Annotated in this window: 15 protein-coding genes, 1 tRNA gene and 2 rRNA genes; 9 read left to right on the top strand and 9 right to left on the bottom strand. The window is 56.7% G+C overall.

The annotated features are described in order from the left end of the window. The first annotated feature begins 131 nt into the window (after positions 1-131). The 8 genes from ACR9ZQ_RS06190 to ACR9ZQ_RS06155 all read left to right on the top strand — a co-directional run bounded on the left by ACR9ZQ_RS06190 (position 132) and on the right by ACR9ZQ_RS06155 (position 5300). Positions 132-443, top strand: a complete 312-nt coding sequence (locus tag ACR9ZQ_RS06190) for a hypothetical protein (protein ID WP_481427310.1) — start codon at positions 132-134, stop codon at positions 441-443. Continuing rightward, positions 443-808, top strand: coding sequence for a hypothetical protein (locus ACR9ZQ_RS06185; protein ID WP_481427309.1), 366 nt, complete (start codon positions 443-445; stop codon positions 806-808). The genes ACR9ZQ_RS06190 and ACR9ZQ_RS06185 overlap by 1 nt, the downstream gene beginning before the upstream one ends. Positions 809-870: 62 nt before the next feature. Continuing rightward, positions 871-1275 (top strand): hypothetical protein, encoded by a 405-nt coding sequence (locus tag ACR9ZQ_RS06180; protein WP_481427308.1) that lies wholly within the window; start codon positions 871-873, stop codon positions 1273-1275. Positions 1276-1996: 721 nt separating this feature from the next. Next, a complete protein-coding gene (locus ACR9ZQ_RS06175; RefSeq protein ID WP_481427307.1) occupies positions 1997-2407 on the top strand; it encodes a hypothetical protein in 411 nt (136 codons plus the stop codon). Positions 2408-2409: 2 nt separating this feature from the next. Further along, complete coding sequence (locus ACR9ZQ_RS06170; protein ID WP_481427306.1) at positions 2410-2592, top strand: hypothetical protein; 183 nt, start codon at positions 2410-2412, stop codon at positions 2590-2592. Positions 2593-2754: 162 nt separating this feature from the next. Beyond that, positions 2755-3024 carry a hypothetical protein gene (locus tag ACR9ZQ_RS06165; RefSeq protein ID WP_481427305.1) on the top strand — a complete coding sequence of 90 codons (270 nt, stop codon included), beginning with the start codon at positions 2755-2757 and terminating at the stop codon, positions 3022-3024. Positions 3025-3080: 56 nt separating this feature from the next. Beyond that, positions 3081-3452: a hypothetical protein gene (locus ACR9ZQ_RS06160; RefSeq protein WP_481427304.1), complete on the top strand. Its 372-nt coding sequence runs from the start codon at positions 3081-3083 to the stop codon at positions 3450-3452. Positions 3453-3743: 291 nt separating this feature from the next. Then, positions 3744-5300, top strand: a complete 1557-nt coding sequence (locus tag ACR9ZQ_RS06155) for a type IV secretory system conjugative DNA transfer family protein (protein ID WP_481427303.1) — start codon at positions 3744-3746, stop codon at positions 5298-5300. A 126-nt stretch (positions 5301-5426) separates the two neighbouring features. On the opposite strand, the gene mobQ is transcribed toward ACR9ZQ_RS06155, so the two are convergent. Beyond that, positions 5427-6677, bottom strand: coding sequence for a MobQ family relaxase (gene mobQ / locus ACR9ZQ_RS06150; RefSeq protein WP_481427302.1), 1251 nt, complete (start codon positions 6675-6677; stop codon positions 5427-5429). A 231-nt stretch (positions 6678-6908) separates the two neighbouring features. Between mobQ and ACR9ZQ_RS06145 the strand changes: the two genes are divergently transcribed. Next, positions 6909-7229 carry a hypothetical protein gene (locus ACR9ZQ_RS06145; protein WP_481427301.1) on the top strand — a complete coding sequence of 107 codons (321 nt, stop codon included), beginning with the start codon at positions 6909-6911 and terminating at the stop codon, positions 7227-7229. On the opposite strand, the gene ACR9ZQ_RS06140 is transcribed toward ACR9ZQ_RS06145, so the two are convergent. The 8 genes from ACR9ZQ_RS06140 to ACR9ZQ_RS06105 all read right to left on the bottom strand — a co-directional run bounded on the left by ACR9ZQ_RS06140 (position 7226) and on the right by ACR9ZQ_RS06105 (position 14694). Then, the gene (locus ACR9ZQ_RS06140) at positions 7226-8344 is read right to left on the bottom strand and encodes a hypothetical protein (protein WP_481427300.1); all 1119 of its coding nucleotides are present in this window, start codon (positions 8342-8344) and stop codon (positions 7226-7228) included. The two genes, ACR9ZQ_RS06145 and ACR9ZQ_RS06140, sit on opposite strands and share 4 nt — an antisense overlap. 17 nt (positions 8345-8361) lie before the next feature. Then, complete coding sequence (locus ACR9ZQ_RS06135; protein ID WP_481427299.1) at positions 8362-8727, bottom strand: type II toxin-antitoxin system RelE/ParE family toxin; 366 nt, start codon at positions 8725-8727, stop codon at positions 8362-8364. 2 nt (positions 8728-8729) lie between these two features. Further along, positions 8730-8981, bottom strand: a complete 252-nt coding sequence (locus tag ACR9ZQ_RS06130) for a ribbon-helix-helix domain-containing protein (RefSeq protein ID WP_481429277.1) — start codon at positions 8979-8981, stop codon at positions 8730-8732. A 189-nt stretch (positions 8982-9170) separates the two neighbouring features. Beyond that, positions 9171-9368 (bottom strand): hypothetical protein, encoded by a 198-nt coding sequence (locus ACR9ZQ_RS06125; RefSeq protein WP_481427298.1) that lies wholly within the window; start codon positions 9366-9368, stop codon positions 9171-9173. 459 nt (positions 9369-9827) lie between these two features. Then, the gene (locus ACR9ZQ_RS06120; RefSeq protein WP_481427297.1) at positions 9828-11087 is read right to left on the bottom strand and encodes a tyrosine-type recombinase/integrase; all 1260 of its coding nucleotides are present in this window, start codon (positions 11085-11087) and stop codon (positions 9828-9830) included. A gap of 164 nt (positions 11088-11251) precedes the next feature. Further along, positions 11252-11328, bottom strand: a tRNA-Met gene (locus ACR9ZQ_RS06115). A gap of 234 nt (positions 11329-11562) precedes the next feature. Then, positions 11563-11677: ribosomal RNA gene (gene rrf / locus ACR9ZQ_RS06110) — 5S ribosomal RNA — on the bottom strand. Positions 11678-11895: 218 nt separating this feature from the next. Beyond that, positions 11896-14694 (bottom strand): 23S ribosomal RNA (locus ACR9ZQ_RS06105). Positions 14695-15019 lie beyond the last annotated feature (325 nt).

Raw genomic sequence — 15019 nt, 5'->3', positions numbered from 1 at the left:
TACTTTAGCAAGACTGAAAGTATTGATCTTTTTGACTGAAAACGAGTGCATGTCAGGCCTTTCGGTCGTCCGTCATAAGTCGTGATTTTTGCTATCCACAGAGGGTATTCACTCTCCTTCAGGTAGCCCCCATGAGCGCACGCCTTCTTCGACTTTCCTTTCTTACCCCAATCGTTTTCGTCCTGCCCGGCTGGTCGTTGCTGGGTGGCGGTGATCCTTCACCTGATGCCGCCCAGCAATACCTGAGCGGGCGCGTTGGCAACGTCTGGAACCTCCAGCTCAGCAATTGCTCCGGTGACGACAACCGTAAAACCTGCGTCGTCGCCTACAATCGTTCCTTCGGCGCCTACAAATATTACGAGGAGCTGAACATGGATTTCCAGAAGACGCCTTCGGGCTGGAATGTCCTGCGCTACAGCGTCATCAAGACGGAGACGATGTGATGAAGCACACCGCTATCACCGCTGTCGCCATCGTCCTAACGCTCGTGCCTGCTGCCCGCGCCGATGATCAGGCCTGGGGAAGGTATTCGTATCAGACCAAAACTTACTACTACATGGATGCCTGCAATCGTGGCGGCCAGTCGCCCATGACGGGCGAATACATGAAGCGCCTCGAAGATAAGCTCAACGACTACGCCGCCGCCAACGGTTTCAAGGATGCAGACATTAACGCAATGCGGCGGGACGCCATCGCGGGCGTCAATTCCTCTATCAGCAGAGGCTGGCTTGATGGTCCGCGCTGTGCCGAGATCAGGGGCAATATCATCAAGAGATTGAATCAGGCGGATTTCTGGAGCTGGAACTAATATGCCGGTCCGTATTCGCTTATCGAGCAAAGGCATTCGGCGTCGTCACGCTGGTATGTCCGATGCGACGACTTAGTCTCATTTGCGCGGCGCTTGCGATACCGTTAGCCGCAGCGGCACAGGGTCAGCCCATCAAACTCGCGCCCGCCGATGGCTGCTTCCGCTATATCGGCGACGCGACGGAATTCGTGGGACGGTTCAAAGCCGGGAGCTATATCGGCATCACCATGAACTCCTTCGATGACAAGGGTTTTCCGATCACAAAAGGCGAAGAACCGCGCTCGCCTGTGATGGATGCCCCGGATTACCGAACAGATGATGGCATTGCGTGGTTTGGCCCCCTGCCGGAAAGCCGCTCGTATGGCATCACATTTGTGCCCCTGGCGGAGTTTGGAAGGGCTGCCGTCGTCACTATATGCGGGCGGGCACCTGCACCCACTTTAAAAATGTCGAGGCAAAAGCAGTGACATAGAATTGCCACATTATGTTGCATGTGTGCAACATAGTCTATTGCTGTCGCAAGCTATTGGTTGATTTCAATCGGGGCGCATTGACTATAGCGGTTCACCAGAGTTCAAAGATAACATGGTTATTGGGCTGGTACTTAACGCGTGGAACCCGGAGCGGGGTTTGTTTACCCTGGATGAATTTTCAGTCTCAAAAGAACCCCTTCGGAACCTATCCTGGGGGTTCGTGCTTTTGGAGCTGGATTAAAGCTGGTTGTTGACGAGGCTATCTGTTCACGGTATGTTCACTAAGATAATATTTTATCTTTTTACAGTCATAATCAGCGACGTAGAAGTTTGAAAGACGACTCCAAACGCCTTTCCAGTTGACGGCTTCTACGGTGTAGCGCGAGGAGCTAGCGGCCTCAAACTGCACAGCTGATACCAAGGAACGACGGCATTCATTAGATGCCGTCGTTTCTTTTTGTGTAAAAACGATGCACATTCCTCCAAAATCGCAAGTGCATTTCTTGCATAGCTCCCCCGTGATAAACGCTCTTGAAAGCGTGCCGGACGCTCCGCCATCCTGAGGAAGTCACTCAGCAAATAGGCGGGTGATCGTCTTGAGGCCGCTAGCCGGGTGTCCAAAGCCCAAACATCAAGACGCTAACGTCAACTGGAAAGGTGCGGGCGCAAATGCCCCACCGCCGGACGCTTACTGAGCGTCCATTGGAGCTCTATCATGCAAAATATACCCCCTGAACGAAGTATGCCGTCGGCATCGCGATTTAATCGTCATGATGCCGCGGGACGCCGCCTCTATCGCGTCAACGCACCGGCAACGTCCCTCGCCGTAAACAAGCCAAAGCAGGCATTGCCTTATGGCTTTCCCCTGCAAAGCCGGAAGGCCTATGCCAAGCTGGCCTTTTCTCATGATCCGGATTACCGCATCTTTGCAATCGGTATTGAAGATCAGGACGGCTTTCATCCGTTCTCGGAACGGCATGACTTGAAGGCTACCGGCGACGAGAAGCTCCCCTTCGAGATCATACTACCGAACAAGCCGCGCCACATTCGCGAAGCATTTGACTTCGCGGAAGAGTGGGTCCGCACTGTTCTCGACGGCCAGCCGAAGCTCAAGCAAGGCTCCTGATCATGAACGTCCCGGACCTCTTCGGCTCGGACGCGTCGACGGTGACTTTCGCGGTCGCCAGCGACATGGTTCAAAAGCTTAGCGATGATGAATACTGCGCCCTGATCTGGGCCAAGCTCGCTGCGATGCCCCCGCAAGCTCTTCGCGACGAAGACGAGTGGGGCTATCAGCAGGAAGAAGACTGAGCCCTTCCACAGCCTAAAAGCCGGGGCCTGCTCCCCGGCTTCTCAATCTCCCCAGGACCCAACCCAAGCCAGCACGCGGCTTTCCAGCCCGCGCGACGGCTTCGTGTTGCCTTCTGGGACTTCAGCAACAACCGGCCATTGGCCGCAAGTATGGAGAGTATCATGAACCTGATCACGTATACCGCCATCCGCAGCAAGAGGCTCTGGATCACGGACGCCGAGGTCCACCAGATTTTCGGTCGCACCCGTTGCTTCTACTCCGTAACCAACGGCTTCCGCCGCACGGAGGCAGACGGCGTCTTCATCCGCTTCCAGCGCAGCCGTGAAGGCACGTTGGGCTACGTCTTCCGCAATCCCCTTAACGGCGAGAATTGGCTGTGGGTCATCAGCCGGAAGAACCGCAAGCCGTTCGCTATCGGCCGCGTCAACTAACATCCAAGCGGCGGGGTCAATCTCCGCCGCCTTCCCCGCAATTAGGAAACGCACGTATGACCTTTCATAACGAGCGCTCAGGAAGCGCCCCGAAAAAGATCGCAAGCTCCAGTCTGGAACATATCAAACCGATGACGGCCTCAACAGCGGCGGTAGAGGGCGAGATTTTGCCACCGCTTCCGAGCCCCCCGGCACCGGTAACAAGGCCTAAGCCACTCTCTGCCAAGACCGTCGAACGTATCCTGACCAAAGCGATTGAAAACGAAGGGCTCGGTGACATCGAATGGCCCAAGGTGCGCGAATGGCGCACTTTGCCGGACGGCACCAGGGTAGCCGTCATCGAAGACGATCAAACCGCCATTCGTTATCAGTGGACGATTTCACCGGAGACGTTCGAGCCCCAGGACCTGGGGCCGATCGATGAATGACAGATGTCAGTCGCCATCGCTCTTGCAAAGCTGATTTTGCGTCTGGCCGAATGGTCATGCCACCTCGCATATGAGGTTGCCCTCACATTCGTGATGCTGGCGCAGCGGTTGATAGGGAAACCACAATCCAGACAACGGCGACCATCCCGACATATTCCGTTTCATCGGAACCGTCGTCATCGTCGCAATCGCACGACCAGGCCCCGCTAGTCGGGGCCTGACTGCTTTCAGGACTAACGCCTCGCTCCGTTTTAGTTGGCCCGCTCGCGTCTTTTATGAAAGATTTTCGCTATGGACGTGTTGAACGCCTTGATCCGCCTCGCTGGCTTCCTTCTCCGCATGACTTGGCGGTTGCTCATTCTCATCTTCAAGATTTTGCGCCGCTTCGGCCGTCACAGCCACCGCAAGGGCGGTTCTCACGGCTCCGCCCGCTGGGCCTCCCGATGGGAACAATGGCGTGGCGGCGCGATCACCGGCGAAGGCGTCGTCCTCGGCAAAGGCCCATTCGGCCGCCTGCTCCGCTTCTCTTCAGATGGTATGGTCATGATTTTCGGGGCTACAGGCGCAGGCAAAGGCCTCGGCATCGTAGTCCCCTCCCTGCTGACCTATCGCGGGTCAATGGTCGTCACCGATCCAAAGGGAGAAAATTACGCAATCAGCCGCCGTCGCCGCGCGCAATACGGCAAAGTGCTGATGCTCAACCCCACGGACTTGATTCATTCCGAGCGCTTCAATCCGATGGATGTTATCCGACGTGGCACACCCAATGAAGCGGATGATGCCGGCGCGCTGGCAGCGTTGATGGTCAAGCCCGACGCTCGCGAGGCCCACTGGGACGATCGGGCCATATCCCTGCTCAAAGCACTCATCCTGCACAGTCAGACCGAGCCCGACGCCAGCCGCACGCTGGCCACGGTCCGACGCCTTTCCGTAGGTACGCCGCAGGTGTTCACCGAAATGCTCACCGACATCGCCAACGAGTCCCCTTCCCTCGCCGCCCGCGAAATCGCCGCCGGATTCCTTACCAGCGCCAGGGGCAACGATGGCGACTTTTCCCAAGAGTTCAAATCGATCCTCTCGAACGTCCAGAAGGCAACGGAGCCATGGTCGGCCGGTTCTCCGGCGGGCCAACTCTCGCAATCGTCCACATTCGATCTTGCCGACCTGACGAAGGAAACGGTCACGCTTTATCTTTGCGTCGATGAAGACCTCCTCACCACTTACGAACGCTGGCTCCGCGTCATCGTCGGCTGCACGATCAAGATACTCACGCGCGCAAAATCGAACCGGCCGCGCCGGAAAGTCGTCCTCCTGCTCGATGAAGTCGCCGTGCTCGGCCGCCTCGATCCGCTGGAGTCGCAATCCGGCCTCCTGCGCGCCTATTGCACACCGGTCCTGATCTGGCAAAACCTGCCGCAAATTACCGCCATCTACGGCGAACGCGCCAAGGCCTTCCTCGCCAACGCGTCAGTACGGGTATTCTTCGGCGTGAATGACAACGATACGGCCCAATACGTCGCCACCATGGTCGGACAAACAACGACCTTGTCACGCAGCTCAAGCCAGTCCGCCAATTCCAAACAGAAGAGCCGTTCGGAAAGCGGCTACTGGCTGATTGATGCCGCCGAAGTGCAGCGCCTGCCGGTGACACGCATCATCGTCAAATTCCGCAACGTGCCGTTCTCGATCCTCGGCCACAGGCTCGACTATCGCAAGATGTGGCGCTGGCGCGGTCAGTGGGACCGCTGGCAAAGGTCTCAGCCTCGTGGGTTCAATAGCGAACCGTTGCTGCCGCCTGACATCGACGACCAATCGACAGATCGCGATCTCTCCGCCTTTCCTTCGTAGTGAATGGGCAACAAGGCCACTCATTGGCCTTGTTGGTCCCCAGCCCCTTCACGCCTGTTGAGAGGGTCAAGGCCGCAGAGCGCAGCGTGCCTTGACGCTCGAAGCGGGTGTGATCCTTCAGCGCCCCTACGAACGCTCCCGCCCCGGCTTCCGTGAGCGCGTCTCACCCGGCAGTGACCGCAACCACCGTTCGACTTCCTGTCGCCGGACCAGCGCGGATTCCTGGCCGCGCTGCGCGCCCAACGCCATCCTTTCCAGGACCTTCAACAGCGAGCGGAGCTGCTCGGCGCGTTTCCGGGCGTGAGCTGCGCTGCGGCGTGCCTCTTCCTGGCGCGCCTTGGCTTCCTGGGCCGCCCGCCAGCGGTCGAACCTGAACTCCGTCCCCTTGATCTGGCCTTCGAGGTAGAAGGCCGCGCGCCGTTCCCAATAATCCAGCTTCCGCTGGTAGCGGTCAAAGCGACGGTTCAGCGTCAGCAAATCGCGCTTGAGCCGCTCGTTGTTCCCGGCCACGACCTTTTCGAGCCAATTGAGCCGGGAGCCGCGATCCTGCGCCGGATAGTCGCGCCTGCGACGCTCCGCCGGCTTGGACGCCTCCCGGATGCGGTAGGCCCCCACCTCCCGTGCGCGACTGATTGGAACCCTTTCCCGGCGCGCTATGTGGCGCGCACGCGGCCCAACATGGATTTCCGGTTCGCGGTTGAGCATGGCAGCTCGGGCCACTTCACCAGCCCTCAGGGCGTCCTCCCGCTGAGCCTGAAGCGTGCGATGATCAACACGGGTCCGCTTACCTGCCCTCTCCAACGCAGCATTGCAGGCTATTTCCCATTCCACACGCCATAGTTGTAATAGCTCCTTGCTGTTCCATTCCCGGGTTTTGACCGGATCTAGTCCGGACGATGTCGCGCGCCGCAGGGTGAGCATGATGTGACAATGAAAGTTAAGGGGCGATTGCCCCTTTTCCGGGATCGGATCATGCAGCGCGAGGTCGGCGACCATGCCACGTTGCACAAACTGTTTCTCAACGAAATCGCGGGCCAATTCGAGACGCTCGGAGGCGCTCAATTCATACGGGAGCGCTGCATCAATCTCCCGACATAATTGTGCGTCTTTTCTCTTCTCCAGCGCATGGACAGTGTTCCAAAGAGTTTCCCGGTCGGTAAGCCACGGTGCACTCCCCGGCGGCGCCAGGATTTCCGCGTGAGCCACGCCCCTGCGCTGGCTGTAATCGTGAGCTTCTCCGCTGGCTCGGTCTACCAGCCGAGACCCCGAACGATAGGCAGCGGCTGCAACAGCGCTGGAAGGCGGACGGCGCGTGCCGTCGGGATTACGTTTGACTGCGCGGCCAAGAATGTGAACTTGAAAATGATAGATTGCCACAGCCTTCCCCTCTCGCCAGCGGCTGCGCCTCATGCGCATCCGCAACAGATAAAATCCATGCCCGAAGCGGCATTCCTTCCCGGCGGATCGCCACACCCCTGTGGCGGCCGGGGCACCTATGTTGCGATAGCAATGTATATGTGCGCATTCTTTCCTGACCACCCTCCCCTTGGCCTCGCTGTGTGACCTGTTATCCTCAGCTCGTTTTCACCTCTTTTCCCCAGGCCACTCATGTCAGCACCCTTTTCTCCAGCCCGTATCATCGGCAATCTTGCCGCAGTCGTGGGTGCCGTCCTGCTGGCGGCGTTGCTGGTCGATCTGGTGGCCGGTTGGGGCGGATATCAGCCGCAGGCGTTCTGTACGGTGCTGACCCCCATCATAACCTTCGCCCGTCAGATCGGAGTCGTCATTACCTCGATCGGCATCATTATCTGGGCCGTCTCGCTGGGTAAGAATCAGTCAGGAATCGCCCTCGCTCTGGGCGGTGTGTTGTTATTTGTCATGCCACTGGTGCTGCCGCATTATCTGGGTGCGGCATGCCCGTCGTCCTAGTAGAGCGTGATAAGCCTCAATTGGCGGCTGTCGGATTTGTATTCAAGTGCGGCAAGCAGCCGAACGGCCTCTTCGGCATCCGAGGATGGCAGTTCGATAATCACGTTGAATTTGGCCGTCCTGTGGACCTCATCGAACGACATGTTGTAAATATAGCTCGCGAGGATTTTTGACCGGATCAGTTCGGCAAGCTGTGCGGCGGTTACGTTTTCAAGTCCCGCTTTCGCAATCGAACCGGATTTTTCCGACTTGAGATAACGCAGCTTCGCCTCTTCTACTTCGACACTGAACTCCTCAAGTCGCTGCGGAGCCATGCTGATTGCGTTGAGGGAAAACTCGGTATCGGCCTCGAACCCTTCGAAAACCGGGCGCTCGATCTTGTAGGAAAGAAGCGTGCCTTCAAGCTGCGATTGGATGCTGACGCAGTCGAATCCGAACTCTGCAAACGGATAACCGCACATGTTGACGTTGTCCGTGTTGGGACGGTCATCCTCGTGCCCCTGGATAATGAAGCTGCGGTGTTTGAGAAACACGTTCGACAACATTGTTGAAAGCAATATCTTGAAAGGCGAGGCATACGTGGTGTCGGCATAGCCGACGTACGCCTCCCAATCGCGCAGGCTTGCATTGAATCGCTCCATCATCGCGTTGGTCAGGTTGTTGATATAGACGATGAAGAAATGGCTACTGTGTTCAAAATCAACATCCCGCGCAAACACAACAGCAGATGACATAGCTTCGAAAAGGAATGGTTGCTGCCCGTAACCGCCTGTGTAGTCGCCAGCTAGAACGGAATGATTGCTGTCCCTACTGAAGAGAGGGATAAGGCGACGGAATACAGGCAATCCATACCATCCGCGATCGAGCGCGCGGATATCAAACACGAGGGCCATTTCTCTCCGCTTGCGGTCGGGAACCAGAGCGGTTTTCAGATCGTCATAGCTTATGCCCTTCCCGGCAAGAGCTTCCTCGACCGAATGTCGAAGCCATTGAATTTCGCGGAACATCCGCTCCGGGGACAACTTGAATTGATCCCGCACGACCTCAAGCAGGATATTGCCGCGCGCGTTGAGGGTATGGAGAGATTTCGTTTCGCGAATGGGCTCATCCGACATATTCAGCCCCGGAGATTTTAGCTTTGATCGCTGCCCTCGTCCTTCGAAAGCAGAGCATGCAGGTCTTCCCTCAATCGAACGGGCAAATCCATTTTTTCATGGAGGATGCTCATGATACCGAGATCGCCGTTTTCCAATTGGCGGAAGAAAACGTAGTGATGCTCATAGCGGCTGAAAAAAGCCTTCTGCTTGATATCGGACGGCACAGCCAACTTCTGGGGAAGACGCCGCCAGACGAGGCGGTTTTCGCAGAGCCGCTGCAAATGCATGTGCAATCCTCGCAGATACGTGTCTGCCTGGGTCTCTCCCCATGTATCGGAAGTGTCGCGCCAAATCTTGTCCTGCGCGGCATCCGCGCGAGGATAAAAACGATACCCCGCCATAGTTAGCGGCGCTTGTTGCGGCGAATAACGTCCTCGGCGGTGACAGCGACGAACTCGCTATCTTTGGCGCGCATGGCGGGCGCCAACTCTTTCTGCAGGGCCTCCCACGCCTCGTCCCTTGTCTGCAAGTCGCGACGGATCAGCGCGCGGATATACTCGCTCGCATTTTCATAAAGTCCGTCATCACCGATCTGCTGCTGGATATGATCCTGCAAAGCCCCGCTGACCTTCACGTGAATGCTACCCGATGCCACAGACATTTACCCTTTCGTTCTCCCTATATTGTGGGTAACGTAGCACATATTGTCAATATTCATCACAGACTGTCTTTCTAGGGCACTTCTGACCGGCAGGCTGGCGCTTACGGGCCAAGCCGACCCGCTCGGCAGGCGCTGCATCAGGGGATGCAGCGCCATGGAGGACGGTATTCCGAGCGGGGCGCATCATGCGTCGTCCCGTTCGGTTTTCGGCTTGCGAATGATAAGGCGTCCGTTGAGGGGCACGGCGGCCAGTGTGAGGTTGATACCCTCGCCGTCGCTATGCGACCATCCGGCGCCTATCTTGATCCAGTGGGCTTTATCACGCTCCCCTTCAACGACGTAGACGGCGTAGTCGGGTTTGCTTTTTGGGGTCGGATTCATATTCGGTTCTCCCGTTGGTTATCCGGCTGCGCCCATCGCGGCCGGTCGGGGGATTTTGGCGCCCGCGCTTCTGAGCCGAAGGCGGCCGCAGGCAACGGCAACACGGGAGCGAAGCGAATGGAGCGGGCAGCCGATTGCCGGCGGCAGAAGCCGGGCGCATACCCCGACCCTACCGGCCGCGTGGCGACAGCCGGTGACGGGAGAACGCGGGGATGCCGCCTAAAACAAAATCCCCGCCCTTGTCGATGAACGGGGATGCGCATCCCACCGAAGATTGGTTGAGGTCGTTGCACGGCATGGAATACTCGGCAGGCCCCCTTCAATATGCGTTTACCGCCAAACGAGACCGGCCACCGACAATGCTGTCAGTGACCGGAAAGGGCGTGATCCCTTTTTGCTGGCCCGCCAAGCGGGCTGACGAATTGGCAAGCAATTCGTTGACGACACCCCTTCGGGTGTCTACCGGATCGCACGATGACGACTGTCCTGCCGGGACGGCGCTTCCGCCGTCCTATGCACGTTGCGACCCCGGTTCGATTTCCTCGGCTTACGCGCATTGATGAAGGACGCATCGAGCGTCGTCTTGATGTGCGCTGCATAGAATTTTTCAATCATTTCGACGCTGGTGCGGCAATTCTTGGCAATCGCATAAACATCAGCACCTTCCATGAGACGAAGGCAGATATAGGTGTGACGTAAGCTATAGGCTGTCCGAGGCTTGCCGTCGCGGTCCAGCTTGAGGTTCTGATCATCCAGCAGGTTATTGAACATCTTAAGATAGGTGCCAGGGAACACCAAATCCGTGGGTCCCGGGGTCTTGACCACGATCTCTGCGTCCGCCTTGGCTTTGCCACGAACGGGCTTGATCCGATCCCGCAACCGCTCATAGGGCTTTACTGCCCCCGGCATGGACTTGCACCAGCCGATGCCGCGCTTGCCGCGCACTTCGATTTCAAGGATGCGTTGCCGTGTTTCGGAATCTTCGACGATCGTCACGTCCCGGTGCTGGAGCTGCTTGGCCTCGTCCGGCCGCAGGCCGGTATTGCCCATGAACAGGACAAAGTCGTGCAACTGCTCCGCTTCCCACCGGAAATGCGGATTTTTCGGCTCCTTGGCATTCTGCCGGGTCGCCTCGTAGAGCTGCTTGTATTCCGCAGGGCTGAACCACGGACGATGGCTGATTTTGCCTTGGGTCTTGTAGGGCGGTGAGAGGTCCGGGAGGTGGCTGAGCCACTTGTGGCGAATGGCGGTCTTCAAGACCTGCCGCAACGTGCCGACCTCGTCATGCAAAGTGCTGCGCGACGGTGGCTTACCCATCTTTGATGTCGTCATCCGGTGAACACGGTAATCCTGAACCGTCCCGGCGTTGATCTCGGAAAGGCCCATCCTGCCGAAGAATGGAATGAGGTGCAGCCTCAGACGGATAGTGTGCCCCTCAACCCATTTCGGGCTGCGCTGGCCTTCCGTGATGATCCCGTACTCCTGCTCGAACTTCTTGGCAGCTTCCGCGAAGGTCGTTTCCGTTTTCAGCATCCCTGCCGCAGCCTTGCCGCGCAGCCCCAGATACCATTCCTCGGCAATGACCTTCGCCTGCTCTAACCCGGTTTCCTTGGTGCTGGCGCGATATTGGCGGCCTTTTACAGTGGCCGAGCAATGCCACGTCAGCCCCCCGCGCCGGTAAACATTGACCATTCCTCCGAGGATCTTATGGACCACCATGACCGCCCCCTGTTCGCTTTCCTTTGATGTAAGGACAGGGAATCACGGCATCAAGCCGCCGTCAAACCAGGGGCGGCCGTTTGTGCTAGAGTTGTGCTAGGCATAAAAACGACTTCGGCCTCCACTTGGGAGGCCAAAAAGTCATTGATAGTCTTTATAATTTTTGGTTGCGGGGGCAGGATTTGAACCTGCGGCCTTCAGGTTATGAGCCTGACGAGCTACCGGGCTGCTCCACCCCGCGTTACCTAGGTAAACTGCAAAGCAGTTTATCCGTCCCGCGACAAATCCGTTTTGGATTTGTCGCTGCTACGTAAATCGCTTTGCGATTTACGGATCTGTGCCGAGCAAATTGCGAAGCAATTTGTCTCGTATCATATGGCACCAAACACAAAAGGCCGCTTTGTGAGCGGCCCTTTGATCGGCTTTGGGCCGTAAATTTCGTAATGAGAAGATTTACACGAGTTGCGTTTTGCAGACCTGGCAGCGACCGACTCTCCCGCGTCTTAAGACGAAGTACCATAGGCGCTGGGGCGTTTCACGGCCGTGTTCGGAAAGGGAACGGGTGCAGCCACCCCGCCATGACCACCAGGTCAGCGAAGCGCAACTTGTGTTGAGAAGCTGGTGGATGTTTTCACATCCTTTTTATTTGAACACGTCTTTGAACCTTTCGCGAGGCACCTTCGGCCAGAAGGCCGCAAGCGCAAAGCGCGTCGCCGGTTGTCCGGCGCGCCGTCCGCAGCGCCATTGGCGCGTGAGGACAAAAGGTCAAGCATCATCAGGCAAAGCCTGATGAGCATAGTCAATGAGAACGATCAAGCCAATCGAGCTATTAGTACCGGTAAGCTTCATGCGTTGCCGCACTTCCACACCCGGCCTATCAACGTGGTCGTCTTCCACGGCTCTGATAGGGAATACTCGTTTCCAGGTGGGTTTCCCGCTTAGATGCCTTCAGCGGTTATCCCGTCCATATATAGCTACCCTGCTATGCCCTTGGCAGGACAACAGGTCCACCAGAGATATGTCCATCCCGGTCCTCTCGTACTAGGGACAGATCCTGTCAATATTCCTACACCCACGGCAGATAGGGACCGAACTGTCTCACGACGTTCTGAACCCAGCTCACGTACCGCTTTAATTGGCGAACAGCCAAACCCTTGGGACCTGCTCCAGCCCCAGGATGCGATGAGCCGACATCGAGGTGCCAAACAACCCCGTCGATATGGACTCTTGGGGGTCATCAGCCTGTTATCCCCGGCGTACCTTTTATCCGTTGAGCGATGGCCCTTCCACGCGGGACCACCGGATCACTATGACCGACTTTCGTCTCTGCTCGACTTGTCAGTCTCGCAGTCAGGCGGGCTTATGCCATTGCACTCGACGACCGATTTCCGACCGGTCTGAGCCCACCATCGCGCGCCTCCGTTACTCTTTCGGAGGCGACCGCCCCAGTCAAACTACCCACCATACACTGTCCCGGACCCGGATAACGGGCCGCGGTTAGACATCCATGACGATAAGGGTGGTATTTCAAGGATGGCTCCACAGAAACTGGCGTCCCTGCTTCAAAGCCTACCACCTATCCTACACATGCCGACACGAATGCCAGTGTAAAGCTATAGTAAAGGTGCACGGGGTCTTTCCGTCTGACCGCAGGAACCCCGCATCTTCACGGGGAATTCAATTTCACTGAGTCTATGTTGGAGACAGCGGGGAAGTCGTTACGCCATTCGTGCAGGTCGGAACTTACCCGACAAGGAATTTCGCTACCTTAGGACCGTTATAGTTACGGCCGCCGTTTACTGGGGCTTCGATTCAAAGCTTGCACCTCTCCTCTTAACCTTCCAGCACCGGGCAGGCGTCAGACCCTATACGTCGTCTTGCGACTTCGCAGAGCCCTGTGTTTTTGATAAACAGTCGCTACCCCCTGGTCTGTGCCACCCCACAATAGTTGCCTACTATGGGGTCACGCTTCTTCCGAAGTTACGCGTGCAATTTGCCGAGTTCCTTCAACATAGTTCTCTCAAGCGCCTTGGTATACTCTACCTGACCACCTGTGTCGGTTTCGGGTACGGTCTATACGGTGGAGCTATTTCCTGGAACCGCTCCGCTGCCCATCCAATCCAATAAGAATGAACAACTTGTGCGATCCGTCACTTCCACCAGGCCCACGAATATTAACGTGGTTCCCATCGACTACGCGTGTCCGCCTCGTCTTAGGGGCCGGCTAACCCTGCTCAGATTAACTTTAAGCAGGAACCCTTGGTCTTTCGGCGAGAGGGTCTCTCACCCTCTTTATCGTTACTCATGTCAACATTCGCACTTCCGATACCTCCAGGAGCCCTCACGGGTCTCCCTTCATCAGCTTACGGAACGCTCCGCTACCACTCCTCAAAGAGGAATCCTCAGCTTCGGTGCATGGCTTTAGCCCCGTTACATTTTCGGCGCAAAGACCCTTATTTAGACCAGTGAGCTGTTACGCTTTCTTTAAATGATGGCTGCTTCTAAGCCAACATCCTGGTTGTTTTGGGATCCTCACATCCTTTCCCACTTAGCCATGACTTGGGGACCTTAGCTGGAGGTTAGGGTTGTTGCCCTTTTCACGACGGACGTTAGCACCCGCCGTGTGTCTGCCTGGTAGTACTTCCCGGTATTCGGAGTTTGGTTAGGATCAGTAAGACGGTGAGTCCCCATAGCCCATCCAGTGCTCTACCCCCGGGAGTATTCGCCAGACGCTCTACCTAAATAGATTTCGCGGAGAACCAGCTATTTCCGAGTTTGATTGGCCTTTCACCCCTAGCCACAAGTCATCCCAATCTATTGCAACAGATGCGGGTTCGGTCCTCCAGTTGGTGTTACCCAACCTTCAACCTGCTCATGGCTAGATCACTCGGTTTCGGGTCTAATGCAACAAACTATATCGCCCTATTCAGACTCGCTTTCGCTGCGCCTACACCTACCGGCTTAAGCTTGCTTGTTACACTAAGTCGTTGACCCATTATACAAAAGGTACGCCGTCAGGGTTGCCCCCTCCGACTGTTTGTAGGCATCCGGTTTCAGGTACTATTTCACTCCCCTTGTCGGGGTGCTTTTCACCTTTCCCTCACGGTACTTGTTCGCTATCGGTCATGCACGAGTACTTAGGCTTGGAGAGTGGTCTCCCCATGTTCAGACAGGATTTCACGTGTCCCGCCCTACTCTAGGACATTAATGATATCTACGCGTACGGGGCTGTCACCCGCTACGGCCGCACTTTCCAGAGCGTTCCGCTTTAATCACTAATGCCACTGGCCTGGTCCGCGTTCGCTCGCCACTACTTGCGGAGTCTCGGTTGATGTCCTTTCCTGCAGGTACTTAGATGTTTCAGTTCCCTGCGTTCGCTTCTTACCCCTATGTATTCGAAAGTAAGATACCTTATAACAATGCTTGGAAACCCAAGCCGACCTTGCAGTCAGTTTGGATTTTCCAAGCATTTAAGGTGGGTTTCCCCATTCGGAGATCCATGGATCAAAGCTTATTCGCAGCTCCCCACGGCTTATCGCAGCGTAACACGTCCTTCATCGCCTGTGCATGCCAAGGCATCCACCAAATGCCCTTACGACACTTAATCGTTCTCATTGCCAATGCTCATCATCTCGCTGCCCGCTCCCGAAGGAAACGGCAACAGACCGGGTTACCTTTTACAACCCAGTCAATCCAATAATGCCATCGACGTGTTCGACCTGATCACTTTATTGGAGCTACGCCGAGCAGCTCGCTTGTGTCAGGTCTTAAGACCAGCTTCTCGAGATTGGATCCGATACCGCGCGGTCAGGCAACGGTAATCAAGTCGTCCGTCAGATGCTCACCCCGAAGGACAAGCAAACAACAACGACCCAGAGCGACAAGCTTCCTACCTACCTCCAGCCCCTCCACCATATCCGGCCGGCTAGGCC

Source organism: Rhizobium sp. KNZ14-9A, assembly GCF_056755015.1.
This window is presented reverse-complemented; position numbering and strand designations above follow the sequence as displayed.

Excerpts from the sequence above, each read along its gene's own strand:
- ACR9ZQ_RS06155 (WP_481427303.1), top strand. The coding sequence starts at position 3,744 with ATGGACGTGTTGAACGCCTTGATCCGCCTCGCTGGCTTCCTTCTCCGC.
- ACR9ZQ_RS06135 (WP_481427299.1), bottom strand. The coding sequence starts at position 8,727 with ATGGCGGGGTATCGTTTTTATCCTCGCGCGGATGCCGCGCAGGACAAG.
- ACR9ZQ_RS06140 (WP_481427300.1), bottom strand. The coding sequence starts at position 8,344 with ATGTCGGATGAGCCCATTCGCGAAACGAAATCTCTCCATACCCTCAAC.
- ACR9ZQ_RS06120 (WP_481427297.1), bottom strand. The coding sequence starts at position 11,087 with ATGGTGGTCCATAAGATCCTCGGAGGAATGGTCAATGTTTACCGGCGC.
- ACR9ZQ_RS06125 (WP_481427298.1), bottom strand. The coding sequence starts at position 9,368 with ATGAATCCGACCCCAAAAAGCAAACCCGACTACGCCGTCTACGTCGTT.
- ACR9ZQ_RS06160 (WP_481427304.1), top strand. The coding sequence starts at position 3,081 with ATGACCTTTCATAACGAGCGCTCAGGAAGCGCCCCGAAAAAGATCGCA.
- ACR9ZQ_RS06145 (WP_481427301.1), top strand. The coding sequence starts at position 6,909 with ATGTCAGCACCCTTTTCTCCAGCCCGTATCATCGGCAATCTTGCCGCA.
- ACR9ZQ_RS06170 (WP_481427306.1), top strand. The coding sequence starts at position 2,410 with ATGAACGTCCCGGACCTCTTCGGCTCGGACGCGTCGACGGTGACTTTC.
- ACR9ZQ_RS06175 (WP_481427307.1), top strand. The coding sequence starts at position 1,997 with ATGCAAAATATACCCCCTGAACGAAGTATGCCGTCGGCATCGCGATTT.
- ACR9ZQ_RS06185 (WP_481427309.1), top strand. The coding sequence starts at position 443 with ATGAAGCACACCGCTATCACCGCTGTCGCCATCGTCCTAACGCTCGTG.
- ACR9ZQ_RS06190 (WP_481427310.1), top strand. The coding sequence starts at position 132 with ATGAGCGCACGCCTTCTTCGACTTTCCTTTCTTACCCCAATCGTTTTC.
- ACR9ZQ_RS06180 (WP_481427308.1), top strand. The coding sequence starts at position 871 with ATGCGACGACTTAGTCTCATTTGCGCGGCGCTTGCGATACCGTTAGCC.
- ACR9ZQ_RS06165 (WP_481427305.1), top strand. The coding sequence starts at position 2,755 with ATGAACCTGATCACGTATACCGCCATCCGCAGCAAGAGGCTCTGGATC.